Here is a 26,727-nt window from a genome sequence, read left to right as displayed (position 1 = left end):
ACAGACGATATGGTGGCGCCGGTCACGGCGAGGGGTTTCCAGGAATTGTTGGGAATACTGCTCGTTACGAACGTTTTGCGCATTGTGCTCAGTGATTCAATGGATCATGCGGTTTTCCACCCAGACCCTTCTCCTCCAGCTGGGGGTTGTCCTGCTGGTGGTCCTGCTCAGCGGAACGGTCCATGCCTGGCTGGTGTACGAACGGATCGGCACCGAAGCCGAGAACCAAGCGCTCACCCTTGCCAGGACGGTCGCCGCGGATCCCAGTGTCAGGTCCGGCGTGCAAGTCATCAGCAAAGAAGAAGGAACGCCTCCCCCGGAAGTACTCGCCGTCGGTCCCCTGCAAGAAGCTGCCGAGGCGGTACGGGCCCGCACCGGCGCCTTGTTCGTGGTCATCACGGACGAAACCGGCCTCAGGCTGGCCCACCCGGAGACCGCACGGCTGGGTGAACGCGTCAGCACGGACCCCTCGGTGGCATTGGGTGGTGAGGAAATCACTACCCGCAACACCGGAACGTTGGGACCATCGGCCGGTGCCAAGGTGCCGGTGTACTCGCCGGACACGTCCGGAGCAATCGTGGGCGAAGTCAGCGTCGGCTACTCCGTGGAGTCTCTCAGCAACAGCCTGGCCCGCGACATCGTACCCATTGCCCTCACCGCGGGCGGAGCATTGCTTGCCGGCGTCCTGGCGTCGTTCTTGCTCCGCCGCAGGCTGCAGCGGCTCACCCTCGGGCTAGAGCCCGAGGAAATCAGCACCCTCGTTCACGACCAGGTGGCGGTACTCCAAGGCGTGGACGACGGCGTGATCGGTATCGCGGCGGACGGGCGCATCTCCGTGTTCAACGCCGCAGCCGCCAGGCTTCTGGACATGCCCGATGCCACCGGGCAGGACTGGGCGTCCGCCGCCGTTCCCGGGCAACTCAAGCAGCTCACGCAGCCCGCAGCACGTGACGCGGAGGCCGTGGAAATTGTTGCCGGCGGGCGCGTTCTGGTGGTGAGTGCGCGCAAGGCCTGGCATCGCAAGGAAGACCTTGGCTGGGTGGTTATGCTGCGCGACCGTACGGAACTCCAGCAACTCACCCGCCAACTCGACGCCGTGGGAACCATGTCCACGGCCCTCCGCGCCCAGCGCCACGAGTTCGCCAACCAGCTCCACACGATCGCGGGTTTCATGAGCATCGGCCAGTACGAATCGGCTAAGGAATACTTGGCCCGGATCTCCGCAACGGGACCGTTGAAGTTCCCGGTGGAGCAGGCTGAACTCCTGCAGGATGCGTACTTGCAGGCGTTCGTTGGCGCCAAGGGCGTGGAGGCTTCGGAACGCGGCGTGGCCCTCCGCGTCGGGCCCGAAACGCTGGTCCGTGGGCACGTGGCCGATCCGCAGGACGTGACCACGGTGCTCGGCAACCTGATCGACAACGCGGTGAGCGCCGCCGTCGCCGGCTCCGCAGCGGACCGCTGGGTGGATATTGAACTGCTGGACGAGGCCACCACAACCGGGGGACCTTGCATATTGTGGTGGGAGACTCGGGCGACGGTTTGGGGAGCCTCGAACCCGAAGAGCTCTTCGCAGAAGGATTTACGACGTCGGAACAACCGGTACGCTCGGGGGCTGGACAAGGTTTGGGGCTGGCGCTGGTCCGGCAGCTCGCCCGAAGACGCGGCGGCGACGTCCGGGTTCTGGAACCCGGCAGCCACGGCGGTCCGGGGGCGGTGTTCATGGCAACCATCCCCGGCGTCATGGATTCCGCAGAGCATGCGGGCACGGGGGCCGACTCGATGGTGAGGAAGGACAGCAGTGGCTGAGGATTTGAGGGTTTTGATCGTGGACGACGATTTCCACGTGGCAAGGCTCCATGCTGCCTATGTGGATTCCGTGGCCGGGTTCATGGCCTTGGCGCCGGCGGGATCCGTGTCCCAAGCGCTGCAGGCGATCCACAGCCTCCGCCCGGACCTGGTGCTGCTGGACGTATATCTGCCGGATGGCTCCGGCCTGGACCTCTTGGGCCAATTGGACGTCGACGCCGTGATGCTCACAGCGGCCTCGGACGCGCAATCCATCAAGGTTGCCTTGCGACGCGGCGCGCTGGGGTACATGCTCAAGCCGTTCACCGCCGAGTCCCTGTCCCAGCAACTCCGGTCCTACGCCAGGTACCGCAGGATCTTGGGCCAGCAGACCGCCGTGGACCAGACCACCATTGAACGCGCCAAGCGCTCCCTGATTCCCGGTGACGTCACCCCTGCCGCGAAACCCCGCTCGGCAACCGAGGCGGCCGTCCTGGAATCGTTGCTTCCCGGCGAGCAGTATTCAGCGGCCGAGGTGGCGGAACGGGTTGGCGTTTCCCGGGCAACAGCGCAACGGTACCTGTCCTCGCTCGCGGACGATGGCGCCGTCGAAATCCAGCTGCGCTACGGAACCACGGGCCGGCCGGAACACCGCTACGGCGTCCCGGCCTGAGCCAAGTAGGTGACAGCTGGCTGATTACGCGGACTTCTGCGCCACGAGCTCAATCTCCACGAGCATTTCGGGATCGAGGAACGGCAGCACGTGTACCAGGGCCAGCGTCGGGCGGATCTCACCGAAGACCTCGCCGTGTGCGCGGCCGGCGTCCTCCCACTTGCTGATGTCCGTCAGGTACAGCTTGGACTGCACAACGTCCTCGTAGGAGAAACCGGCGTCTTCCAGGACAGCACCGAGCTTCTCCAGGATGTACTTGGTCTGGGAGTAGAAGTCATTTCCCACAATCCCCTCAGGGCCGGAGGCAGCCGTGGCTGAAATGAAGAGGGTGTTGTCCACCTGGACTGCGCGGGAGTATCCAAGGGTCTGTTCCCAGACCGAGCCCGTGCCGAATGTCTTGCGCATGCCGCGCCTTCCTGTCGCTTTCGCACGGTCCGGTGACCGGCGTTTACGAAGGAAACTTTATGACTGCGGAAGGTCCAGCCGGTAAACGAACAACTTTATGTCGGTGCCCGGGACGAACCAGTCGCGGTGCGGTGCGCGGTCGAAGCCAGTCCGTGTGTAGAGGGCGTTGGCGCTTTCCCACGTCGCGCCGGTCGTCAGTGAAACGGCCTTGATACCGTCCATGGCCTTGGCGTGATCGACGACGGCCTGCACCAGGGCGCGGCCGGCACCGGAGCGCTGGACAGCCGGATCCACCACGAGGGTACGCAGTTCCAGTTCATCTTCCAGGCCGATGTCCGAGAAACCGCCGCCGGCAGGAGCAGCCGTCACGGAACCGATGACTTCCCCGTTGCGCTCTGCCACCAGGATCTCTGCGTGCTCTGCACGGCCTGCCACATCCTGGAGCTTCTGCAGGTACGGGTGATCGGCGTCGCCGTAGTACCCCGCGGTGACGTAGGACTCCTGCGTAATGCGGGCAACGGCGTCGTAGTCTTCGGGCAGGGCGGGACGGACGGTAATCGGCGAAAGCACCTACCAATGGTAGTCGGGTTCCAGGGGCCAACGGCGCCAAAGGGGCCTTTCCGTGATGGAACTATCAGTCACGTTGGAACGCACGACGCCGGATGGTTGCCTCGCGCTGTTCGCCTGCGGAGCAAGCGGGCCGGGTTCTGTGTTGCCTCCCGTGGCGTCGGATGGAGCCGCGTTGCGTGCCGTGAACCCCGGTTTCGTGCTGTTGCGGGGACATGTCGAAACGCTGGCGGAGGGCTTTGGACCCGTGCTTGAGTTGCCACACACCGGCCCCCAAACCGTCCTGACCCGAGGAGAAACCATGACCCCGCCAGACCGCCAATTGCACCTCAACGCGTTCCTGATGAGCACAGGGCACCACGAAGCATCATGGCGCCTGCCCGAAAGCGACCCCCTTGCCTCTACCAAGGTGGAGCACTACCAGCACCTGGCCCGCACAGCCGAACGTGGAAAGCTCGATTCCATTTTCTTCGCTGACTCCCCCGTCCTCTTTGGCGAGGTGGGCCGCCGTCCTGCGGGCAAGCTGGAACCAACCGTGCTGCTGACGGCCATCGCTGCGGCCACGCAAAGGATCGGCCTGATCGCCACCGCCTCCACCACCTACAACGACCCCTTCAACCTTGCGCGCCGTTTCGCCTCGGTGGACTGGGTCAGTGGAGGACGTGCAGGCTGGAACGTCGTCACGACGGCGGGACCGGACGCCGCGCGCAACTTCGGCGTGGATGACCAGCCGGCCCATGCCGTCCGGTACGAGCGGGCCGCCGAGTTCATTGAGGTGGCACAGAAACTCTGGGACAGCTGGGAAGACGACGCCATCCTCGCGGACAAAGCCGAGGGCGTCTGGGGCGATGACAACAAGATCCGGGTCATCGAGCATGAGGGCAAACACTTCCGCGTCCGTGGGCCGCTCAATGTTCCCCGTTCACCGCAGGGGCACCCGCTGATCGTGCAAGCCGGCTCTTCCGAAAACGGCAAGAAGCTGGCGGCCCAGTATGCCGAAGCCGTCTTCACCGCCCACCAGACCCTGGCCGACGCGCAAGCCTTCTACTCGGACCTGAAGTCACGCACCGCAGCTGTGGGCCGCGACCCGGAAGGCATCAAGATCCTGCCGGGGATCGTCCCCGTCATCGGTTCCACTGAAGCCGAAGCCCTGAAGCTCGAGCGTGAACTGGACGAACTCATCAAGCCCGAATACGCCCGGGAGCAGCTGGCCAAGACGTTGCGCCTGAAGCCTGAGGACCTCCCCCTGGACCGCCAACTTCCTGCCGACCTGCCCTCCGAGGACGACATTGAGGGTGCCAAGAGCCGCTACACGCTGATCGTGGAGCTGGCCCGCCGGGAGCAGCTCACCGTTCGCCAGCTGATCGGCCGGCTGGGTGGAGGACGCGGGCACCGCACCTTCTCCGGAACACCTGAACAGGTTGCCGACGCCATCCAGGACTGGTTCTTTGCCGGCGCCGCGGACGGCTTCAACATCATGCCACCGGTCCTCCCCTCCGGCTTGGAGATCTTTGTGGACCAGGTGGTGCCGATCCTGCAGCAACGAGGCCTGTTCCGCACGGAGTACACGGCCTCCACGTTGCGTGGACACTACGGACTGGCCCGGCCGGAGAACCGTTATGCAGGCGCCTCCGCGCAGCAGCTCACGTCCATCGGATCGGCGTTCTGAGCCTGGTCCAACGCATGACGTCCGGCGATGACCCCGTTCAGCGCTTGGGCCAGGTCCACAACGGACTGTCCAGCGAGCCCAGGCCCTTGATCCTGGTCTCGCCAAGGTCCTTGTAAAGCTCATGCTCATGGGCGGCACCGCTCTCGCGGAGGGAACTGAGCAGGGCCTCGGAATGTGTCACCACGATCATCTGGCTGTTGGCACTGGCCTGGACAATCAGTCCGGCCAGTGCCGGCATCAGGTCAACGTGGAGGCTGGTCTCGGGTTCGTTGAGGACCATGAGCTCGGGGGGACGCGGGGTCAGCAATGCTGCAGTCAGCAAGAGGAACCGCAGGGTTCCGTCCGAAAGCTCGGCAGCCTTCATGGGCCGCAGCATGCCCGGCTGACTCAGCTCCACACTGAACCGGCCGTCGTTGACGGCAATCTCCAAGCGGCTTCCGGGAAAGGCACGGCCGACGGCGGCATCCAACTGCCGCTCGAAGCCCACCTCGCGCAGTGTTTGCAGAGCAGCCGCGAGATCCTTGCCACTGTGATGAAGCACGGGTGTGCGGGTGCCGAGCTGCGCCTGACGTGCGGGCGCGTCGGCGTCCGTTCGGAAGTGGTCGTAGAACCGCCATGAACGGACCGAGTCACGAACCCGCAGGACCTCCGGTGCCCTGTCCTGGTCCGAAACCTCCGTCAGCATGCTCTGGAAGGTGTCCAACCTCCTGGATAACTCTGTCCACTCGCTGCCCGGTCCACGCAGCTTGGCCAGGCTTCCCTTCCGGTCCACCAACAGTGAGCCTGGCCGCGCTACAGGGCCGGAGAAGATCTGCTCCCGTTTTATTTCGGGGTCCAAGCTGAAGGCGGAGGGCCGGGGCCTGCCGGTTTCCTGGTCGAATCCGGCACCGCCAGGCGTTGGCATCCCCAGGTCCACCAGGTATCCAAAGTCGTCCCCGGAGTAACCCAGCTTCAGGCTTACGGACTCACGCCGTACCGTCCCCTGGACAGGCATGTCACCACTGCGCATGGCCTTGCTGATGGACTCCGGGCCTGCCCACAGCGTGGAGGCCAAACCGCCGTCGCGGGCAAGTGAACCCACCACGTTGCCGGAGTCGCCCCCGGCGCACTCTGCCAACAGCCGAAGCGCCCGGTACAGCGAGGACTTTCCGCTGCCGTTGGCACCGGTCACGATGTCCAGGCCATGCAACTTCATGGCGAGATCCCGGATGGACCGGTAGTTGGCGATGGCGAGGGTTTTGATCACGGGTTAAGGACTACAAAGGGAACTTGCCGGACAGTTCCAAGGTGCCGGCGCACATCCAGGCCGCCAAGCGGTCTTCGGTGCTGGGCCCACCGTTCAAGGGGCTCTCCAGACGGGGCCGACGCACCCAGCAGCCTGCCTCTTCGGCGATCAGCGCACCGGCGGAGAAATCGTGCTCGTTCAGGCCACGTTCGCCGTAGGCGTCAAAAGTACCATCTGCCACCAGGCAGAGATCCAAGGCCGCAGAGCCCAGCCGCCGGACGTCAGCGAAGCCTTCCATGAGCCCTGCGAGCCCGGCCGACTGGTCTGCGCGGGTAGCGGGATCGTAGCTGAATCCCGTAGCGAGGATGAGTCCCATGCGTCCCTGGACAGGACCTGCCAAGCGGGTGGTCTCTCCACCGACCTCCAGCCAGGCTCCTTGTCCGCGGGCAGCTGAGTAGACGCGACCCAGGGCAGGCGCGTGGACCACACCGGCCAGCCATACGCCGTCGGAATCGGCTACGGCCACAGAGGTGGCGTAGTAGGCGATGTTTCGGATGAAGTTGGTGGTTCCGTCCAGGGGGTCAATGGACCAGCGGTACCCGGAAGGCGCGTCCGGCCGGGTGGTGCCGTGCTCCTCGCCGGTGATGGTGTCATGGGGCCGCTCTGCAAGGATGGCTTTCCGGACAGCATTCTCAGCCGCGACGTCAAAGGCCGTGACCCAGTCGCCGGCCTCGCCCTTGTTGGTGGTTTCGAGCCCATCGCCGCCCGTGCCGCTGACGGACCGCTGCGCGAGCACAGCAGCACCCGCCGCAGCCGCACGTTTGGCTACTGCCAGGAGCCCGTTCACATCCGTCATTCGGAGACCGCTTCCGCTGCGTCAGATTCAGGTGCGGCGTCAGCGTCAGGTGCGGTTTCGGTGGTCGCGGGTCCGTTGGCAAGGAGCTCCCGGAACCCGTCCTCGTCCAGCACGGGAACACCCAGCTGCTCCGCCTTGTCCAGCTTGGTGCCGGCGCTTTCGCCGGCCACCAGGTAGCTGGTCTTTTTGGACACGGAACCAGACGCCTTCCCGCCACGGATGATGATGGCTTCCTTGGCTTCGTCCCGGCTGAAGTTGGGCAAAGTGCCGGTAACAACGATGGTGAGGCCTTCAAGGGTGCGCGGCACGGATGTGTCCCGCTCGTCCTCCATCCGCACACCGGCAGCTGCCCAGCTGTCCACGATCTCGTTGTGCCAGTCCACGGCGAACCATTCCTGGAGTGCCACCGCAATGGTGGGACCCACGCCGTCCACATGGGCCATCTGCTCTTCCGTGGCGTTCCGGATGGCGTCCATGCTGCCAAAGGCGGTAGCCAGAGCCCGCGAAGCTGTGGGGCCGACGTGCCTGATGGAGAGCGCTACCAAAACACGCCAGAGCGGCTGCTTCTTGGCTTTCTCCAACTCCACAAACAGTTTCTCGGTGGTGGCCGTCGGCTTGGACGGGGACTTGGCTGTGCCCTTGGTATAGAAGTACGGAACCAGCTCATACTCGCCCGTGCCCACGCCCTTGGAGCGCTTCTCCCTGCGAATCAGGACATCGGCCAGGTCCTCGCGGGTCAGGCTGAACAGTCCAGCTTCACTGGTCAGCGGTGGCGTCCCAGGTTCCGCAGGCTGTGTGAGGGCAATGGCAGCTTCCCACCCCAGAGCTTCAATATCGAACGCGCCACGGCCCGCGAGGTGGAACACGCGCTCACGCAGCTGCGACGGGCACGACTTCGCATTGGGGCAACGGATGTCCACATCGCCTTCCTTCGAAGGCGCCAGCGGCGTGCCACAGGAAGGGCATTCGGTAGGCATTACGAATTCCCGGACCGGTGGATCCTGTTTGTCACGCAGGGCCAGCACAGGGCCCACAATTTCGGGGATGACATCGCCGGCTTTTCGAAGGATCACGATGTCACCGATCATGACACCCTTGGCCTTGACCACATCCTGGTTGTGCAGCGTCGCCATACCCACCGTGGAGCCGGCCACCTTCACGGGTTCCATCAAACCGAACGGAGTCACCCGGCCGGTACGGCCTACGTTGACGGCTATGTCCAGGAGCTTGGTGTGGACTTCTTCCGGCGGGTATTTGTACGCAGCAGCCCACCTCGGAACGCGGGAGGTGTAGCCGAGGGCCCGTTGGGTGGCGAAGTCGTCGATCTTGACCACAATGCCGTCGATCTCATGTGCGAGGTCGTGGCGGTGCTCACCGTAGTGCCCGATGAACTCAAGGACCTCGTCAAACGAGCCCAGGACCTTGAGGTACGGGCTGGTGGGCAGCCCCCATGCCTCAAGGAGCTTGTAGGTTTCGGACTGGCTCTTGGCTTCCAAGCCTTCGCGGGCGCCGATGCCATGGACGTACATACTCAGGGGACGCTTGGCGGTTTCCGCAGGATCCTTTTGGCGCAGCGAACCAGCGGCAGCGTTGCGGGGATTGGCGAGCGGTGCTTTGCCGGCGGCCACGAGGGTCTCGTTGAACTCGACGAAGGCCTTGGAGGGGATGAATACCTCACCCCGGATTTCGACTTCAGTTGGATACCCGGACCCGGTGAGTTCGCGTGGGATTTCCTTGATGGTCAGGACGTTGTGGGTGATGTCTTCACCGGTGGTGCCATCGCCGCGCGTGGCCGCACGGACGAGCTTGCCGTCCCGGTAGAGGAGGTTCACGGCGAGGCCGTCGATCTTCAACTCGGTCAGCCAGGCAATGGGCGGAACGGAGTCTCCGAGCTTGGCCACGGAAGCTTCTGCCTTCCGCACCCAGGCCTCAAGCTCGTCCAGGGAGAAGACGTCGTCCAGGCTGTACATCCGTTGCAGGTGCTCCACGGCAGCGAACGCCGAGGAGACCTCGCCGCCGACTTCCTGCGTGGGGGAATCGTTGGAGACAAGCTCCGGGTGGAGGGCTTCCATCTCCTCCAGGCGCCGGTACAGTTCATCAAACTCGGCGTCCGATACTGTGGGTGAGTCTTCCTGGTAATAGGCATACCGGTACTTGCGGACGAGGTCGGCCAATTGCTCGTACTCATCGCGCAAAGACTCCGAAGGTGGGGTCCCTTCTGGTTCCACGACGGCTGCAGCCGCCTGTTCGCCTGTGGTTTCTACCGGGTTCGCAGTTTCTGGTGTGCTCACACGTCTATCTTGCCGCAAGCCACCGACATTTTTGCGGCGCGGCTAGTGCGAAGAGAGCCGGTTCTTGCTCCACAGCGCGAACGCCAGGCCGCCCAGGCCCACCAGGAGAACGGCACCCAGGATACCGAAGAGGCCCAGCATGTTGGGGCCGGAGATGGACGTACTGGCCATGGCGGCGGCCTGCGTCTCCTTGCCCTTGTCCACGGGGGTGTTCCAGTTGGACGACTTGGACGGGCTGGGGCCGGCTGAGCTGGGAGTCGCGGAGGGAGAGACCGACGGCGTTGCTGACGCCACGGTCGCCTCGGGGGTGGGCGTGGGTTCGGACGGGCCCGACGCCGGACTGGTCACCCGGGGTGCCACGGTAACGAACTGCGTGACGACGGGACGCGGCGCCTGGACAGGCGGTGCGGGAGCGGCCGGTGCAGGTGCCGGAGCTTTCTGTGTCTCGCGGATACGGGTCGGTTCCGGCTTGGACGTGGGTTTCTTGTCCGCTTCAGGAGCCAGCGCGGGCTGAGTCGGCGACGGGTCGTCGGCTCCCTCGGTGGGGGCGCAGGAGAGCTTCCCGTCGCACGGAGCAGCGTGGACGGCGGCAGCGGGCGCCAACATCAGGCCAGCGGTTAGAAGAACGGCAGGGACAACGGAGTGTCGCATGAAAGTAACCTCAGCCGGGGCGTTGGGGCGCCGCCGGTTTTCAAGAAGTTCGGGTGTTTTGTGAAATCCTCTTACATCGCCCGCGCTGCGGCAAATCCTAGCTTCGGTTCTCCGGGGGCATGGCGATCTGCAGTTTGCGTACCTTGCCACGTCCAACAATGTATCCACGGCCGGGAATGAAGTCGGTGCTGATCCTGCCCAAGGAGGTGTTGAGGAGGCTGTCGCCTTCCACGTCTCCCGGGTTGAGCAACAGCCCACGGCGCCCGGACTTGAACGGCTGCGCCAAGGACCAGGCCTGGGACCAGGTGGAGGTTTCAGACTCGCCCACCACCCATTGATCGGCCTTGATGGCCGCTGTGACCAGGCGGCCGACCCCCGATTCGGCCAGTGTGTCCGTGAACTCGGTCAGGCCCTCGATGAAAATGGCCATGCTGCCCGGGTTGTCCGAGGCTTTGTCGATCAGGTCATCCACGACATCGGAAACCTCGTCCGGGCCCACCAGCGAACGGCTCCAGATGTTCAGCGACGCCACGGCGGACCGGCGCGAGCCAATGTAGATCAGGTCTGTGCGCGGGTTGGAGCGGCGCATGGCGTACGCCAGGGTCACCAGCGCCACCGTCCGTCCGGCACCCGGAGGGCCCGCGAGGAGGAGCGAGCCCTTGGCGGCGATGGCCGCCGAACCCAGTGTCTCGTCGTCGACACCAATAACGGGGTTGTCCGGAGCACCGGTGGGCAGGATGTCCAGGTCCACCAACTCCGGGAGGCGCTGGATTTGCGGTGCCTGCTCGAGTCCTTGACGGACCATGGCCTGGCTGAGCTTGGCCACTTCGCGCGCTTGCAGTGCCAGGTTCGAGTTGCCACCCAGCACGGCGAGCTGGACTTCGAGTCCGTCCAGCAACCCACGCCCGGGAGGAGAGGCGGCGTTGAGGACGTCCTTGGGAACGTCCAGGGTCATGTAGTCGTCTTCGGAGCTGAGGCGCAGGACCAGCCGTTTCTGGATGGAAGCAAGGAGCGACGCCGGAACAGAGTTGGTGCGGTCACCGCTGACTACCAGGTGGATGCCCAGGGGACGTCCGTCGGTGGCCAGTGTCAGGAAGATGTCCCACAGCGCGGACAGCTTGCTGTACTCGTATCCTTCCCGGAAGGAGGACATGCCATCGACCAGGATGAAGAGGCGCTTCTCGTCCGGCCGGTTGGCCAACTGCCGGTACTCCACGATCGTGGAGGCCCTGACTTCGGCGAACCGTGCAGCGCGGTCGTCGGCTACTTCCTTGAGCCAGCGCAGCAGGCGGCCAACGCGTTCAACGTCGTCGCCATTGATGATTTCACCCACGTGCGGGAGTCCGTCCAGCATCTTCAGGCCGGAGGAACCGCAGTCGATGCCATAAATATGTACAGGGCCACCGCGGGGTGTGACGGCCGCGGCGATGGCGATACTGCGCAACGCTGCCGACTTTCCGGATCCACCCGTGCCGTAGACGGCCATGTTGCCGTCCTTGTCCGGTTCGTAGAACACGGTGGGCTGGTCCTGGTGGGCGGGATCGTCCGCGACGCCCAACAGGAGCCGCTCATCCGTCCGCGGATTCGGGAGCTTGGAGAAGTCGTACGTGGTGGCCAGTTCGTTGAGCCACGGCTTGCGGGGAGGCTCGATCGAGAGGACGTCCGCGGCACGGATGATGTTTTCCGTCATCCGGGCGATGTCATTCGGCCCCGCGGGTTCTTCCTCCACCTGGGCCACCAACGGCGGCTCCCAGGTGGGCCCGGAGCCGAAGGCCATCTCCACGATGTCGATCCGCGGACGCTGCGGTTTCTCGGTAGTCCAGCCACCGGCATATCCGGTCTGGAAACCCTGGATCCGCCCGGGGCCGGTCTTCGCGGCGCCACGGCCCGGGATGGAGGGATCGAAATAGGCGGCGGTGGGAACACCAAGAATGTCCACCGCATCCACTTCATCAGCCATGCGCAAAGCGACACGGAGGTTGGTGTTGGCACGCAGGTTGTCCTTGATGACGCCGGCAGGCCGTTGGGTGGCAAGGATCAGGTGCAGACCCAGCGAACGGCCACGGGCAGCAACGTCCACCACGCCGTCAACGAACTCGGGAACTTCCGTAGCCAGCGCCGCAAATTCGTCCACGATGATGATCAGATACGGCGGGGCCTCTGGATCGGCTTCGCGTTGCAACGCCAGCAGGTCCTTGGCCTTCTTTCGGTTCAGGAGCCGTTCCCGATAGTGCAGTTCGGCGCGCAGGGAGGTCAGTGCACGGCGGACCAAGTGCGGGGACAAGTCCGTCACCAGTCCCACGGTGTGGGGCAGGTGGAGGCAATCCGCGAATGCTGCGCCGCCCTTGTAGTCCACGAACAGGAAGCTGACACGGTCCGGGCTGTAGGCCGCGGCCATGCCCATCACCCAGGATTGGAGGAATTCGGACTTGCCGGCACCGGTGGTTCCGCCCACCAGCGCGTGGGGTCCCTCGTTCTTCAGGTCGAGGTAGAACGGTTCCACGCCCTTGGAACCAACCAAAGCCCGGAGGCTGCCGCTGTCCTTACGGTTGGGCACAGACGAGGCGTGGACCGAGTTGTTTTCCTGCCACCGCTCGGCCACAGCCTGCGGGTTGTCCATCAACTCCTTGCCGATCAACGTGGCGTAGGAAACGGCGCGCGGGAGGTCGGAGTCGTCGTCGAGCGGGTTTCCGACGTCCACCAGCGGCGACATCATGCGGGCCAGTTGCGTGGCGAGGTCCGCATCGAGGCTTTCGCAGCTCACCGGATAGGTGTGGCGGCCTAGGCGGACCTGGCCTGTGGTGGTGCCGTGATCGCCGTCGACGGAAAGGAAGTCGCGGCACGCTGCGGGGAGGGATTGTACGTTGGCCGCTACCCACATGATGTGCACGCCGTGGTCAGGGCCGCGCTCCACCAGGCGCGTGAGGCGTCCGCGGTCCACGGGAGCATCGTCTTCAACGATCACCAGAACTGCGGGCACAACGGGGGCTGGGATTTCTTCGTGCTCGTTCTTGAGCCCGGGGCGATGCTGCGGACCCGGTTCCTTGGCCATGGACTCGCGCTCTTCCACGAGGCTTTCCAAGCGGGACAACAGGGCAGCACCAGCACCAGGGCCTGCGGCGAGGTGGTCACCGGACAGCGGGCTGTGGCCGGAACCGACGTGCGGAAGCCACTGCAGCCAGTCCCAGCGCTCACGGGAACGTGCCGAGGTCAGCGACGTCAGGACCACTTCTGCCGGCGAGTGGAGACCGACCAGTTGGAGCACCATCCCGCGGGCAACATCGTCCACCACGCCGCGGTCCCCCGCCACGCCGAACGATCCGGAGGTCCGCAGTTGGGAAACAATGGGCACGCCCTCGATCACCCGGACCTGCTGAAGGCACTCCTGGATTTCCCGCATGTACTGCGGTTCGGTTTCGTTGGCGCTTGGCTCGTCGAAGGGGATGCGCGACGGCGCGGAGCCCAGCCCGAAACGGACTCCCAGGAAGTGCTGGTGTTCGGGACGGTTGGTCCACAGCAAGGGGCCAAGTTTGTAGATCGCATCCACGGTATCGCTGACGGAGGGCGCTTCCTGGAGCCTGACGGCGCGCTCGATGTTCTGCTGCCGGTCGATGTCCTCACGGAATGCCAGCATGGCGGCCTTGAACTGCTTGTGGCCTTCCTTGGCCTGGCGCTTGCTCTGCATCTTGTGGTCCACGTAGTGCCCCACGATGAACAGCGGCATCATGGCCATGAAAAGCACGGAGAGCAGGTTCTGGGTGACGGCGAAGAGCACGCCGCCCATCAGCAGCGGCGCCACCAGCATGATGTAGGGGAACGGCTGGTGCTCGGGGCGCTTGGGACCCGCCGGCGGCACTCGTTTGGGCGATTCGAACCTCGGCAGGACCCGCGGTGACCGGTTGAAGTCCACCAACGGCGACGACGGGCCGCCACTGTGGTTCCGGGACAACGCCACCACTCCCACAGTGGTATCGCCCAAAGTGACCGTGTCCGAGGATTGCAGCGTTGCCCGCGTGACGGGCAACCCGTCCATGAGCAGCCCGTTGGCAGAGTTCGTATCCACGATCTCCACGGTCTCGCCCACCGTGACGCGGGCATGTCGCTTGGACGTCAGCGGGTCGGAGAGCCTGATGTCGGCGTCCCTGTCCCGGCCGATGTAGCTGGTGCCGAAAGGCAGCGAAAATTCGCGTCCGACGTCGGGCCCTGACATGACGCGCAACGTCGCCGCTGCCGGTCCCCTGTTGGTGCCGTTGGCGTGGCCGTTCGAGGCAAACTGTTCGCTGACCTGCGCGAGCGAGACCTTGGAACCGGGCCGCAACCCGGACTCCAACAGGTTGTCCGTGGGCCGCAGGACGTGTCCGGACAGGCCACCGCCAACAAACGCTTCGTCAACGCTGATGGACAGGTTCGACGGCGGTTCGGTCCCCTTGCGTACGGGGTCGGCGGCCCAGAGTTCCGTGGCAATGTCAGCAACGGTGGCGCGACCATCCACCGTCACGGCGAGGTCCTTGGCTTCCGCAGGATCGCGCCGCAAGGTCAGGCGAAACTTCATCCTTCGTCGACTCCAGTCATTTTTTCAAGGAGGTGCAGGTCGGACGGGGTCACCAGATGCGAGGTCACTGCGTGCTCCACCAGGCGGGCGCGGCGGTTGGTGGCGAGTTTCCCTGCACCACCGCGCAAACCAACCACTCCAACGCGGTCCAGTTTGTCGCACACGTTGTCGAGCTTCCGGTTGAACCGTGTCAGGGCCCAACCCAGCCGCTTCGCAGCTTCCGCTGAGGACGGAATGGCGCTGAAGCCAGTGCCTTCGCGTCGCAGCATGGGTTCAGCCAAGGCGACGATCAGGGCCTTCTGTGAGTCCGTGAAGACCACGGGGCCAATGGTGGTATCCCCGCTTGGTCCTCTTCGCGGGCCTCGTGCCGGAACGACGGCGTCTTCAAGTGGACGGCGAATTCATACGTCGTGGGCCCGGCCGTGAAGATCACGTTGGTGTGGCTGAAGACCAACGGGATCCTCGCACCCGGCGCAAGCCAGGCCTGCATGCCGCCCGAACCATCCGCGATGGTGGCAGACAACATGCTGCCCACGTTGCTGAGCCACCACATGCCGTCGTAACGGGCGATCTGCAGGAAGCGTCGGTGCAGATACGGGTTGTCGTCGACCTCCAGGTCACCTTCGCGACCAATGTCAAAGACGTCTTCGTCGGATGGTTCGTACCATTCCCCACAGAAATCTATTGCTAGATCCCCCATGATCTGTGCCTCCTCAGTCGGCGGTAAGTAAGTGTCATCAGGCGGCTACCCGTCCAGGCAAGCGATGGAGCCCGGCCCCTCAGGCGACGCGCTGCCGTCCGACCGGACAATGATGACCTGCACGCAAATGGGCGGTTCGCCAAAGCCTGAAACGAAGGCCTTCTCCGTCGGCGTTGTCTCATAGGCGCCGTCAGCCTTAGCCGATTTGGTGCGCCACTTGTAGGTATCGCCCTCTTTAGGCTGCGGGTTCTTCCAGGAAAAAACGATGATGTTCGGATCCTTGGTATCCCGTGCCGCGGCCAGTGCCTCGACGTCAGGGACGCTGCCACTGTCCAAGGGATCGGCCGGGGCCTTGCTCGCAGTTTCCGTCGGGGCCACTTTCGGTTGTGCCGACGAACCCAGGACCATGCCAACCACGACGGCGACCACCAGCACTGCTGCGCCGGTGGCGGCGAGCCATAGGTTGCGCTTGCTGTGGTCGGCTGCCGGGACATCGTCCTCCGTTGTCGGTGCCTCTGCCGAGGCAGCAGAGCGGCTGACGGTTGCGTCAACATCCGGCGCAGCCGGCGAAGCTTGCCAGCCTCGCAGGACCGTGGATTCAGCGACGTCGGGCCCCTCCACCACGCTCTGGTCCCGGACGGGGGCGTGGAATTGCGGTGGGGCTTGCTGGGCGGCGCCCGGTTGCGTTTGCGGCGGGGAAAGGTGTGCAGGAGCTTGGGTGGCGCCGGGAACCGTGGACGGGAAGGTCCGGGCGGGGAACGTGGGCGCCGATCCCGTGGTGGCTGTCCCGGAAGCGTCCGGATCGATCGAAGCAATGCTCCGGACCCGGGTTTCCTCGAAGTTGTCGTCCGGATGTTGGTCGTCGCCGTGCCCGGGTTCTTCAAGCACCTCGAACGGTGTCTGGGACAGGTTCAGCTCTGTCTGGATCCGCTGAAGCGCCAGGGCAAAAGCATGCGCTGACGAGTAGCGGGACCCCGGCGACTTCGCCATGGCCGTGGCCAGGACGAGTTCCAGGGACTCCGGAACATCCGCCCGGCCAAGCCTGGGAAGGGGCGAGTTGGTGATGCGCGAGATCAGCTCGCGCTGCGAGTTGTCCTGCCCGGGCAGGACGAAGGGCGAACGGCCTGCCAGGAGGGTGTAGAGGGTGGCGCCCAACGCCCAGATGTCAACGGGAACCCCGTCCACCGCGCCACCCCTGAACTGCTCGGGCGGCGACCACGGAATGGACATGCCGGCGTCGTCCTCGGTGTCGGCGCCGATGGTGCCGGAGATACCAAAGTCCGTCAGTGCGGGACGGTTGTAGTCGGTGACCAGGATGTTGGCCGGTTTGATGTCCCGGTGGACAATGCCGGCCCGGTGGGCGGTCTCGACGGCGGACGCCACCTGGATGCCGACGGCCAGGACCTCGTCCACGCTGAAGCGCTGACGGCGGTACCGGACATCAAGGCTTGGCCGGGAGCAGTACTCCATGGCGAGGTAGGAGTGGCCGCTCTCCGTAATCTCGGCTTCGAAGATCGTCACGATGTACGGGTGCGACGACAACTGGGCCATCAGGTTCGCCTCGGACTCGAAGCGTCGGCGTGCGCCCTCGGTCTTCAGGTCTGACAGCAGCACTTTGACGGCCACTTTACGACGGGGCCGGTCTTGCTCATACAGGTAAACATCCGAGAATCCACCAGAGCCCAACAGGCTGACGTATTGGAATCCCGGAATGGGTGGAGGCGGCGCGGGGGGCCTCTTGGAACTCAAAGAATCTCCTCGAAACGCAATGAAATGTCGTCACCCAACTCGGCGATATCGCCGTCCAGCAGAATGGCCATTTCGTTTTGGGCAAGGCGGCGGGGGGCCTGGCCTTCCCTGATCAACACTGTTCCGTTGGTCGCCTTCAGGTCGCACAACATGACGTGCCAACCCTCCAGCCTGACCTCGACGTGGGAGCGGGAGATGTCCCCTCCGGGACTCTCCACTTGCACCAACCTTGGCATGGTGCCGCCTTGGACACGGGAAACGGAAGGTTGCCGTCCAATGATCAGCGACTGGTCAAGATCGATCAGCTCGCCCGTGGAAAGGCGCATGCGGCCAAGACGCGGACGTTGGACCTGCTCGGCATCGCCGGACAGTGCCGTGCCGCAGACAGAGCACTGCGGATACGTGGGTGGATTCGCGTGCCCCTGGGAGCACACCCGTGCCAACACGCTTGGCCCATTGGCAACCGCAGCTTCCGGGGCTTCCGACGCCGGTTTGGCCGCGTCGTCGTTCCCCGCAGCAAGGCTGCTCTTCATGATGGTCTGGCCGTCATGGTCTGAATCTTCGTCGACGACGCCTGCGGGCGGTGCAGGTGGCCAGCCGCCCGGAAGCTGCGGGGCAGGGTCCGCACTGGGCTGTGACGGGGCCGGGCCTGGCGACGGCGCTGACCCGATGAGCGGAACAGCGGGCATGCTCGAAGGCGCGGGTGCGGCACTGCCTGCATCCGGTGCGGCAGGGCTGGTCCGCATCCAGGGTACGGAATCAATCAGACCCGTTCCCTGGTCGGAAGGGAGTTGCACAGCCGCAGGTTGCCCTGCCGAACGTTGCCCTGCCGAACGCTGCCCTGCCGATACTGGGGCCGGTGGTGCCGGGACTGAGGATAGCGGATCCTGCGGTTCTGCAGCTGGTGCTGCAGGCATGGGCGCAGGGGCCACCAGAGCGGCCGGCGTCTTGGACACTGGGGCATCGTGGTCGTCGGAGTCGTCATCCACCCGAACGGCAGCATCTTCGATGGTGCGCATCACCGTCTTATCCCACAGGTGATCGTAGTTGGTCGTGTTTTCCAACGTGGGGACCAAGGGATCAGTGGTGCTGGTGTGGAGGGGTTCACCGGACTCTTCGAGGACGTCGGTCACGGTCGGATTCTGCACGCTTGAATTTTCCGGGACTGAATCCTGAGCTACTGGTTCTTGACCGGTCTCCCCCGCCGAAGCAAGTGCCAGTGAAGCAGCTCCATCCTCCGAGGACAGGCCGACGGCGGGCTCGGCGGTGGGACCGTCAGCGGAAGGCGCGGCGGCGGGTTCCTCAGTAGAGGTTTCACCAACGGAGGTTTCACCAGTATCGGTTTCGCTGGCCGATGGCTCTTGTCTGGAAGCAGGTTCTCCGGCGCGTCCAACAGCCACAGGTTCACTGGCAGGTTCATCGCCGGGAGCTGATTCCGTCCCCAGCCCCAGGTGGCCCGGGGCGATGGTCAGGCCAAGGTCTGCCTCCGTGTAGCCGATCATGGTTTCGTCGGACACCTTGTCCGTGACGGCATGCCGGTTTTTTCTGTCGTTGGCCGGCTCCTCCAGAGGAACGGCTGCTGCATGGATCGCGGGCCCCACATCGCGGCCGGGTTGGATGGGTTGGCCGGGTTGGCCGGGTTGGATGGGTTGGCCGGGTTGGACGGGGGCAGCTTCGAGTACTGACAACAGCACCACGCCCTCCGTCAGGGGCAGGCTGTTCAACGGCATGCCGGAGGCGGAACCGCCCCCAATCCGGAGGCTGTAGGAAGTTGCGCCCGCGAGCCTGCGCTCTGTCCAGGTGGTCACGTCACGGCCGGTGAGCTGTTCGGCGCCCGATTCCGACTGGACCAGCAATTCGAGATCACCACGGAGGAATACCCGGAGCGCGTCCTTGGCGTCGATGATCCCGAACGGAGGGATGCGGCTCAGCGAAACACCAAAGGCATCCGTCACCTCGTGAAGGACCTCGTGGGCCTCGGGAGCGGATGCCAGCAACTCCCAGACCGTGTCGATCAGCGCGTGCGGTGTATCCGGGCCCAGGAGAACCACTGTCCCGTTCCGCACAACACCGAACCAGTCGCCGTGCTGGTAGCGGGTCAGCGAAAGGTTACTGCTTGCCATCGACGCCTTCCTCCTGGTCAGCCGCGGATACCTCGTCCGCGCCATTCACCCAGGCCCTCGGAAGGGTGTCCTCTTCAACCTCGGAGTCAACCTCAGGGCGGGGCGCAGTGGTGGCGATGCCGGCGTCGTTCAAGACGTTCTTGGCGTCCACCACGATCACGGTGACGTTGTCCCGGCCACCGCTTCGCAGGGCGGCCTGAATCAGCGCGTCCACGGCATCCTGCGGATGGGCGACGGTGCTGAGGATGCGGAACATGTGGTCATCGCCCAATTCACCATTGAGGCCGTCGGAGCAGACCATGATCCGGTCACCTTCCTGGACGGGAAGCAACCAGAAATCGGCCTCGGTCTCATCACCGGTGCCCAAGGCACGGGTCACTACGTGGCGGCGGGGATGAACCGTTGCCTGCTCCGCGGTGATATCCCCGGAATCCACCAGTTCCTGCACCTCGGAGTGGTCCACGCTCACCTGCGTGAACTCCCCTTGGCTGAGGCGGTACGTCCTGGAATCTCCGATGTTCATCACCAGCCAATAGGGCAGGCCCATCTGTTCCACCACCACCACGCCGGACAGCGTGGTTCCGGCGCGGGCACCCGTGGCGTTGCGGATGGCTGCGTCGGCCCTCAACAGGCAGGCCTGCAAATCCGCTGCAGATGCGGTCCGCACGCCAGCAGCAAGTTCGGGGGCACTGCCCAGGGCCCGGACACACATGCCGCTGGCAATTTCACCGGCCTCGTGTCCGCCCATGCCGTCTGCTACCGCAAAGACGGGGTCTGCAGCGATGAACGAATCCTCGTTCAGTTCACGGCGCAGTCCGCGGTCCGTCCCGTACCCGTAACTCAGGCCAAAGGAAGACCCGCCTGAAGGAGCGCCGGCTTCGGCATTGGCAGGGGTGGCCGGCTGTGAATTCATGCTTGTCCTAGGTGGAAGGAACGGTCCCCAAAGTGAACGGTGGAACCGGGACGGACCAAGACTGCCTGGCCCGGATGGAGCCGCGTCTGGAGACCGTCGGGCGTGGTGAGGGCGCTGCCGTTGGTGGAGTTTCGGTCGGTGACCCAGACACCATCGCCATCCACCCTCAGATGCAGGTGGGTTTTGGAGATGGACCGGCCGGGATCGGCAACCGGCAAAAGTTGCTCTACCGCTTCCCCTGGCTGCGCAGCCGGGTTCCTCCCCAGCAGGACCGAGCCGCCCAGTTGGACGTCCTGGCCGTCATCAATCCGGATCCGCAGGACCGCTTGTGCCCGCGCAGTGCCCGGGCGCATCTGGGTGCGCTCCACGTCGTCGTCGGGGTGGCCGGCAAAGCCGGTAACCGGCGCGGACGGTTGCTGAATGACCTGCGGCTGCGGCGTCACGGGAGCCAGCTGTGGTGCAGCCGTCGTTGGCCGTGGTGCCGACGGCGGACGCCACTGGTTGGGGTCATGTGAGGGCTGCTGGGCTGCGGGCACCACGGGAGTCACCGGCGCAAGCGCCGACTGCCCGAAACCGGCCGGAGTGGCCGCCGAGGAAGCGGCAGCAGCCGGAGTGACACTGGATGCCTTGGCACCAGTCGTTGCACCGGTGGGGACCGGAGAAGCCACCGGTTGCACAGGCGGGAGATCCATCGGCGCGAAACTGTAGGGGCCTTGGATCCCACCCGTGGTCACGGGGTTGCGTCCTGCGTTGACGTCGAACACCAAAGACTTCGCGGCCTTGTCCTGCCAGCCGCGCAGCTTGCCGTCCTTGTCCCAGGCATTGGAGACCACCACGAGGACGGCCCACACAACACCCAGGAGCATCAGTGGAAGCCCGATCCACAGCACCAGGGTAATCAGGCCAAGGGCAGAAAGAACCACCGAGGTGATTCCGCCGAGGAGCAGTACGCCGCCGGTGATGATGCCCCGCACAAAAACGGCACCGGCACCGGGGGCGTAGCCCTCGGCATCGGAGCTGCGGATTCCCATGAGCTGGTTGCCGATGGTGTTGCCGGACTTGGCTTCGAGTGCAAGCAGCACAAAAATGTAGACCACCGTCACACCCAGGCCGATGCTGCCCAGGAGGACCAACAGCCCCGTGTCATAGACAATGAAGCCGTTTTTGCGGGTTTGCGTGATGCCTGCGATGCCGATGGCGAAGGTGGTGGCCAGGACGGCAATGGGGCCAAGCCAGTCCAGCACAGCAGCGCCAAGCCTCTTGCCTGCGGATGCGGGCACCAAGTGGAGCTTGGTGGTCATGGTGGTCCCTCCCCTGGCCCAGTGATACGGTCCGGCGCCGTGGTGGTTCCCGGAGGCGCCGGGTGCGTCGGCGACGCCGGTGCCGACACTACCGAGATACTACCGGGATCGGGCAGGCCGTGCCGGGTTGCGAACTCCAAAGCCGCCCTTTGGGCGTGGTTGATGTTCCCTTCCTTGCGGGCTCCACGGTTGCTCAACGGGGATCCGCACTGCGTGCAGAACGTGGCCCCGGGAAGGACCGCATGCCTGCAGGCCGGGCAAAGTTCGGCCTCATTATTCATTCGTGGTGTCCTTCTTGAATGGCAAGGTGAAGCGACGGCGCGTCGAGGGATCGGCGGTTGCCTGATCCCGGCGCCGGAGGGCAGCCCGCCCATCGGACAGCAAGGACCGCGGCGAGAACCTGGCCTGTTGCCGCTTCCAGAAACCGACGCTTCCCGTGATGTCGGTCAAGGACGAATCGACGATCTCCCAATAGTGCTTGACCTCGTCCTCGCTCGGTTGGCCGGCGCCAAAGACTGCGGCATCGGCGCGGTGGGCCAGCATCGTGGTGGTGCCGCCGGCGTTCGGGAACGCCTCCGAGATGACGGTGGCCGATTCACGCCGCGTTGACTTGGTGTCGATCGAGGCGCCCATGTCGGTGGCAAGGCTGATCACTTCGTTCCACCCACCGCCGACCCGCTGGGCAGGATGGCCGTCACGGAAACGTGCCTTCCGGCGTCGTGCTTTCAACAGAAGGATGAGCAGCAGCGGCAGGGCGAGTATCCCCAAGGGGATCAACGCAACACCGATGGCTGCCAACAGCGGACCCCAGAAGAGCCAGGGGTTGTTTTTCTTCTCGTCAGCGTCCAGGGCATCCGGCGTGGAGTCCGGCGGCAGGTCCGCAGGTTCCTGCGGCGGGGGCGGCGGCTGCAGCACCTGCGGCTTGGGCTTGGACTTGTTCTCCGGGTCCGGCGGGATGGGCACGTTGTCCTTGGGCGGGGTGGGATCGAACGCAACCCAACCGACGCGGTCAAAGGCCACCTCAACCCAGGCGTGGACGTCCTTGCCCGTGATCTTGATGTCGCCCGCACCGTTTTCGGGGCTCTTGGGATCCGGGTAGAAGCCCATCACCACACGTGACGGGATGCCAAGATGCCGGAGCATGAGCGACATGGAGACGGCGTATTGTTCGTCGTCGCCCAGCATCTGCTTGGCGGAGAGCATGTTGCGTACACGTGCGGCGCTGTGGCCGGGGAGGCTGGGAAGCTGTCCCTCCGTCACCAGGCCGTTGCTGAACGCACCGCTCTTCTGGAAATGCGCTTCGATCTGCCGCACACGGTCAATGGCTGTCGGCGCATCGGCGGACAGTTCATTGGCCTGCGAGGCAATGATCGGCGGCACCTCCTGTGCCTCCGGCAGCGTCAGCTTCGCGAAGTCGTACTGCGTCAGCTGGCCGTGCTCCAGGGTGCCGGGGTCGGAGACCTGGACCGTGTAGTTCTCGCCTTTGGACAGGCCCTTGGTGGTGACTGCGGTGTCCGTGCCGGCGTTGAAGTATAGACCCGACGCCGCACCGGACGTGTCCGCGAATCTCATGCCAGTGGTGTGCCGTCCGCCGGGAACGAAATAGCCCTGGTAGTCCTCAACAGTGATGTCCAACGTGTAGTTGGTGCCCTTCACCGGGCTGCCGGTCTCAGCCAGCGTATTGAGCGAACGGGCGTCTCCCACTTTGCTGAAGTTGCCGGAGCTGTTGGGATCCATGGTGTAGTTCAGGCCGTTGAAGGCATCCAGCGCGGCCAGGCGCACACGAGCGTCCTTGGGCAGGCCCTTCACCGTGAACAGTGTGCTGTCCTTCTCGTCCTTGACGAAGTTCCGGAAGCTCGCCAACGGAGTGATGTAGTCGCGGGGATCGAACGGCGGGACGATCGTGTTACGCAGCACCTTCCGGTCGTCGCTGGCGGTGACAATCGGCGACGCGATGGCGGTGACGCCGACGGCGACGGCGATCACGGCTGCAGCAGTCCCCAACCGGCGGAGCTGGCCGCGGCGCGCTGCACCGGCGTCGGAATCCGGCCTGTTGGCCGAGACAGTCTTGGTGCTCCGCTGCCGAAGGACATCGCGGCGGAACGTCGCCCACACGATTGAGACAATGGTCAGGGAAACGCCGCGCTCCACATTGAGGAAGCCGGCGCTGGTGCTGAAGGCGATACCCGTTACGAACAACACCAACACAGGCAGCAAAGGCCAGTACGGGCTCTTCAGCCGCCAGGTCAGCAGGCCAGCGGCCAAGGCGGTCAGCAGCGAACTGAGGAACGGCACAATGAGCATGCCGTTGGCCGTGCCCACCGGAACGCCGACCGTCAGCATGTCCTTCCAGGCAAACACCACACCCAGCAGAAGTGTCCGCAACGAATCGAGGCTGGGGAGGACGCCGAAGACCGCTGAATCAGGGACGGCCAGGGCGGAGCCAAACAGCATGTAGACGCCGAAGGTCACGGCGGCAGTAATCAACAGGCCCAGGCGAAGATGGGCGTTCAGGACCGCGATGCCCAGTCCAAGCAGCACACCGCCGAGGCCGGCGATCAGATAGCGGGGGTCTCCCCCGAAACTCAGGCTGAATCCGAGGACTCCCAGGAACAGCAACACTACGAGGGCGCCGCAGTCCACGGCGAAGTGCCACAGCGGGCGACCGTCGGCAAAGATCGACCCTCCACCGGCGCGCTTGGCGCGGCCTGTTGACCTGGATCCTTTGCCGGCGCGGGGACGCACGCGGAGATTCGGTGCGGTGCTCATGCTGCCGCCTTTCGAAGAACAATGGCCAGATCGTCCAGGTCGCCGACAGTGAGGACCGTCAGGTCGGCGATGTTGGCCCTCGTCGGTGCCGCGCCTGGTTGGACACGCACCGCCAAGCTGCGGACCCCCGGGGGCACCGATGCGGCACAAGTTCGGAGCTGGGTTGCAGTGACGTGACGGCCCACGACGAAAAACACCACGGAGGCGTTCGGGACAGCGTCGGAGAGGTTCCGGGCGAGGTCGACGGCGGTCTTCCGCATGGGTGCCCCGACAATCCGGGTAGCGTCATCGAGCAAGTTGCGGCCGGTTTCGCAGCGGAGCGGTCCCTTTTGGGTCAGGACGTCGAGATCGCGTTGTTCGCTGATGGCCTGGCGTCCGATGGATGCTGCCACGGAGATGGCCAGCTCAAACTCCGGTTCGGAGTCGTATTCGTCAGTGTTGATGGACAGTGCAATGGCGAGGTGTGCACGGCGGGTTTCTTCGAACTGGCGGACCATGAGCTTGTTGGTCCGCGCTGTGGTCTTCCAATGGATGTGGCGCCGATCGTCACCGGGGACATAGTCCCGCAGGGCATGGAAAGAGACATCGGCGCTGGACAGCTCCGTGGTGGGCATGCCTTCAAGGTCGCGGATGAAGCCCGCGGCCGAGCTGCCCAAGGACACCGTGCGGGGATGGACAAAGAGGTCCACAGGTTCGGTCCACATCACGCGGCGGCGGAGAAGGTGGAGGGGGTCGGCGCGGACTGAGCGAACCGGACCAACCACGATCACGGCGCGCCGGGCCGTGGGGATGGTGAACAGGTCCTCGTGCACCTGCGCCGGCTTCATGCGCGGCAGGTGGAAGACGGCGGTGTTGGAGCCCACCGGAAGCTCCAGTGCTGCGGGCAACAACGGCCTGGTGGAGACGTTGGACACGGCAATGCTGCCTACAGCGTCGTCGCCCACTGCTACCCGCGTGCGGGCGAGGTCCAGGACCACGCCGTACGCCGAGCGGCCCACAATGAACGCAATGGCCAGGACAAACAGCAGGAAAGCCACCATCGCCGCGGACTTCGCTTCCTGCCAGCCCCAGGCCTGTCCTGCCCACCAAAGCCCGATTGCAGCAGCAAGGACCACCCAGCCCAGCAGGCTCACCACGGCGAGGACCGGCCACACGAACTTCAGCCACACTGCCCGGACGTTGCGCCAAGCAGGTGAGAGGAACTCGCCGGCTGTTCCCGCGGCTTCGGCCCATACGGCGGCCGGGTGCAGGGAACTGGGCTTGCCTGGTTTCCCGGTACGTCCAGGGCGGTTGCCTGGTTCGTTGCGGGATGTACGGGCGCCGCGAATCTTGCCGCTCACGGCGGTCGTTGCGCGCTTGAACGAATCAGCAGCCCTGGTCAGGGGTGTGCTGGAGGACATGTGGGAGGCCTTTGTTTGAGCTGGGGTGCAGGTGGGGGTGCGATGAGCCGAACCGGCTCGTGCGGTGCCGCGGACTAAGCGGTGGCGCGTTGCTGCGGGGCGGCGACGTCGGCCAGAACGCGGGTGAGGACAACGTCAGGCGTTGCACCGGAGAATTCCGCCTCAGGATCCATGACCAAACGGTGGGTCCACACCACGGGTGCCAGTTCCTTGATGTCATCCGGAAGAACGAAGTTGCGGCCCTGGCCCGCGGCCCACACCTTGGCGGCACGAACCATGGCAAGTGCACCACGGACGGAAACACCAAGGCGGGTCTCGGAGGCGTTGCGGGTCTCCTCGCACAGGCGGGAGATGTATTCCAGCACAGCCGTGTCCACGTGGGTGGTGGCCGCGAGGTCTGCCATATCGGCCACGGCTTGGGTGGTGATGAGCGCGGTGAGCTCCTTGGACCGGTCCTTCAGGTTGGCCCCGCCCAACAACCGCACCGTGGAAGCGTGGTCCGGATAGCCGATGGACGTCTTGATCAGGAATCGGTCCAGCTGTGCTTCCGGCAGGCGGTACGTTCCTGCCTGCTCGATCGGGTTCTGGGTTGCCAGCACCATAAACGGCCGGCCTGCCTCATAGGTGGTTCCATCCACGGTCACTCGGGATTCTTCCATGACTTCCAGCAGCGCAGACTGGGTCTTCGGCGAGGCACGGTTGATTTCATCAGCCAGGACGATGTTGTTGAACACCGGACCCTTGTGGAATTCGAACTTCTGGGTCTTCTGGTCGTAGATGGTCACGCCCGTCACGTCGGACGGCAGGAGGTCAGGCGTGAACTGGATACGGTTGTGCGAACCCTGGACTGTTGCAGCCAGGGCGCGGGCCAACGAGGTCTTGCCGGTGCCCGGTGCGTCTTCAAACAGGATATGGCCCTCGGCCAGCATCGCCGTGAAGGTCAGCCGGATGACGTGCTCCTTGCCGAGCACCGCCTTGCCCACATTGGCCACGAGCTTCTCGAAAGTTTCTGCAAACCAGGCGGCCTGCTCGTTTGTCATGGTCATCGGTTGATCCTGTTCCTTATGTATCGGTGGGGGTTTGACGTTGTTGCCATGG

At 64.8% G+C, this 26,727-nt stretch carries 17 protein-coding genes and 2 pseudogenes; 3 read left to right on the top strand and 16 right to left on the bottom strand.

The genetic code is table 11. From position 1 onward, the window contains the following. Window positions 1-106: 106 nt before the first annotated feature. Window positions 107-1,806: pseudogene (locus tag CGK93_RS07505) on the top strand (ATP-binding protein). Continuing rightward, on the top strand, window positions 1,799-2,458 hold the full coding sequence (locus CGK93_RS07500) for a response regulator (protein ID WP_089594282.1): 660 nt from the start codon (window positions 1,799-1,801) through the stop codon (window positions 2,456-2,458). The pseudogene CGK93_RS07505 and the gene CGK93_RS07500 overlap by 8 nt, the downstream one beginning before the upstream one ends. A gap of 24 nt (window positions 2,459-2,482) precedes the next feature. Here CGK93_RS07500 and CGK93_RS07495 read toward each other — a convergent pair whose 3' ends face one another. After that, entirely contained in the window at window positions 2,483-2,863 is a 381-nt protein-coding gene (locus tag CGK93_RS07495) for a RidA family protein (RefSeq protein ID WP_024820219.1), read from the bottom strand. 57 nt (window positions 2,864-2,920) lie between these two features. Further along, window positions 2,921-3,433 carry a GNAT family N-acetyltransferase gene (locus CGK93_RS07490; RefSeq protein WP_089594281.1) on the bottom strand — a complete coding sequence of 171 codons (513 nt, stop codon included), beginning with the start codon at window positions 3,431-3,433 and terminating at the stop codon, window positions 2,921-2,923. Between the two features lie 298 nt (window positions 3,434-3,731). On the opposite strand from CGK93_RS07490, the gene CGK93_RS07485 reads away from it, so the two are divergent. Next, a complete protein-coding gene (locus tag CGK93_RS07485) occupies window positions 3,732-5,099 on the top strand; it encodes an LLM class flavin-dependent oxidoreductase (protein WP_089597272.1) in 1,368 nt (455 codons plus the stop codon). Window positions 5,100-5,136: 37 nt separating this feature from the next. Here CGK93_RS07485 and CGK93_RS07480 read toward each other — a convergent pair whose 3' ends face one another. The 14 genes and pseudogenes from CGK93_RS07480 to CGK93_RS07420 all read right to left on the bottom strand — a co-directional run bounded on the left by CGK93_RS07480 (window position 5,137) and on the right by CGK93_RS07420 (window position 26,675). After that, a complete protein-coding gene (locus tag CGK93_RS07480) occupies window positions 5,137-6,345 on the bottom strand; it encodes an AAA family ATPase (protein ID WP_089594280.1) in 1,209 nt (402 codons plus the stop codon). A gap of 10 nt (window positions 6,346-6,355) precedes the next feature. After that, window positions 6,356-7,180, bottom strand: coding sequence for an inositol monophosphatase family protein (locus CGK93_RS07475; RefSeq protein ID WP_089594279.1), 825 nt, complete (start codon window positions 7,178-7,180; stop codon window positions 6,356-6,358). After that, on the bottom strand, window positions 7,177-9,471 hold the full coding sequence (gene ligA / locus CGK93_RS07470; protein ID WP_089594278.1) for an NAD-dependent DNA ligase LigA: 2,295 nt from the start codon (window positions 9,469-9,471) through the stop codon (window positions 7,177-7,179). Before ligA ends, CGK93_RS07475 begins: the two co-directional genes overlap by 4 nt. Window positions 9,472-9,513: 42 nt before the next feature. Beyond that, complete coding sequence (locus CGK93_RS23480; RefSeq protein ID WP_157731651.1) at window positions 9,514-10,122, bottom strand: hypothetical protein; 609 nt, start codon at window positions 10,120-10,122, stop codon at window positions 9,514-9,516. 97 nt (window positions 10,123-10,219) lie between these two features. Continuing rightward, a complete protein-coding gene (locus CGK93_RS07460; RefSeq protein ID WP_089594276.1) occupies window positions 10,220-14,674 on the bottom strand; it encodes an FtsK/SpoIIIE domain-containing protein in 4,455 nt (1,484 codons plus the stop codon). Beyond that, window positions 14,671-15,374, bottom strand: a pseudogene (locus CGK93_RS07455) (hypothetical protein). Before CGK93_RS07455 ends, CGK93_RS07460 begins: the two are co-directional and overlap by 4 nt. A gap of 45 nt (window positions 15,375-15,419) precedes the next feature. Beyond that, window positions 15,420-17,123 carry a serine/threonine protein kinase gene (locus CGK93_RS07450; protein WP_089594275.1) on the bottom strand — a complete coding sequence of 568 codons (1,704 nt, stop codon included), beginning with the start codon at window positions 17,121-17,123 and terminating at the stop codon, window positions 15,420-15,422. Beyond that, entirely contained in the window at window positions 17,120-19,246 is a 2,127-nt protein-coding gene (locus tag CGK93_RS07445) for an FHA domain-containing protein (RefSeq protein WP_089594274.1), read from the bottom strand. Before CGK93_RS07445 ends, CGK93_RS07450 begins: the two co-directional genes overlap by 4 nt. Continuing rightward, window positions 19,233-20,159, bottom strand: a complete 927-nt coding sequence (locus CGK93_RS07440) for a PP2C family protein-serine/threonine phosphatase (RefSeq protein ID WP_089594273.1) — start codon at window positions 20,157-20,159, stop codon at window positions 19,233-19,235. Before CGK93_RS07440 ends, CGK93_RS07445 begins: the two co-directional genes overlap by 14 nt. After that, a complete protein-coding gene (locus tag CGK93_RS07435) occupies window positions 20,156-21,460 on the bottom strand; it encodes an RDD family protein (protein ID WP_198318388.1) in 1,305 nt (434 codons plus the stop codon). Before CGK93_RS07435 ends, CGK93_RS07440 begins: the two co-directional genes overlap by 4 nt. After that, on the bottom strand, window positions 21,457-21,741 hold the full coding sequence (locus CGK93_RS24045; RefSeq protein ID WP_232481573.1) for a zinc-ribbon domain-containing protein: 285 nt from the start codon (window positions 21,739-21,741) through the stop codon (window positions 21,457-21,459). Before CGK93_RS24045 ends, CGK93_RS07435 begins: the two co-directional genes overlap by 4 nt. Further along, entirely contained in the window at window positions 21,734-24,229 is a 2,496-nt protein-coding gene (locus tag CGK93_RS07430; RefSeq protein WP_089594272.1) for a transglutaminase family protein, read from the bottom strand. The genes CGK93_RS24045 and CGK93_RS07430 overlap by 8 nt, the downstream gene beginning before the upstream one ends. Next, on the bottom strand, window positions 24,226-25,629 hold the full coding sequence (locus tag CGK93_RS07425; protein WP_089594271.1) for a DUF58 domain-containing protein: 1,404 nt from the start codon (window positions 25,627-25,629) through the stop codon (window positions 24,226-24,228). Before CGK93_RS07425 ends, CGK93_RS07430 begins: the two co-directional genes overlap by 4 nt. 74 nt (window positions 25,630-25,703) lie before the next feature. Continuing rightward, the gene (locus tag CGK93_RS07420; RefSeq protein ID WP_089594270.1) at window positions 25,704-26,675 is read right to left on the bottom strand and encodes an AAA family ATPase; all 972 of its coding nucleotides are present in this window, start codon (window positions 26,673-26,675) and stop codon (window positions 25,704-25,706) included. Between the last annotated feature and the right edge of the window lie 52 nt (window positions 26,676-26,727).

The organism is Arthrobacter sp. YN (assembly GCF_002224285.1).
Lineage (GTDB): Bacteria > Actinomycetota > Actinomycetes > Actinomycetales > Micrococcaceae > Arthrobacter.
Note: the sequence above shows the minus strand (reverse complement) of the source record. Positions and strands in the feature narration are given on the sequence as shown.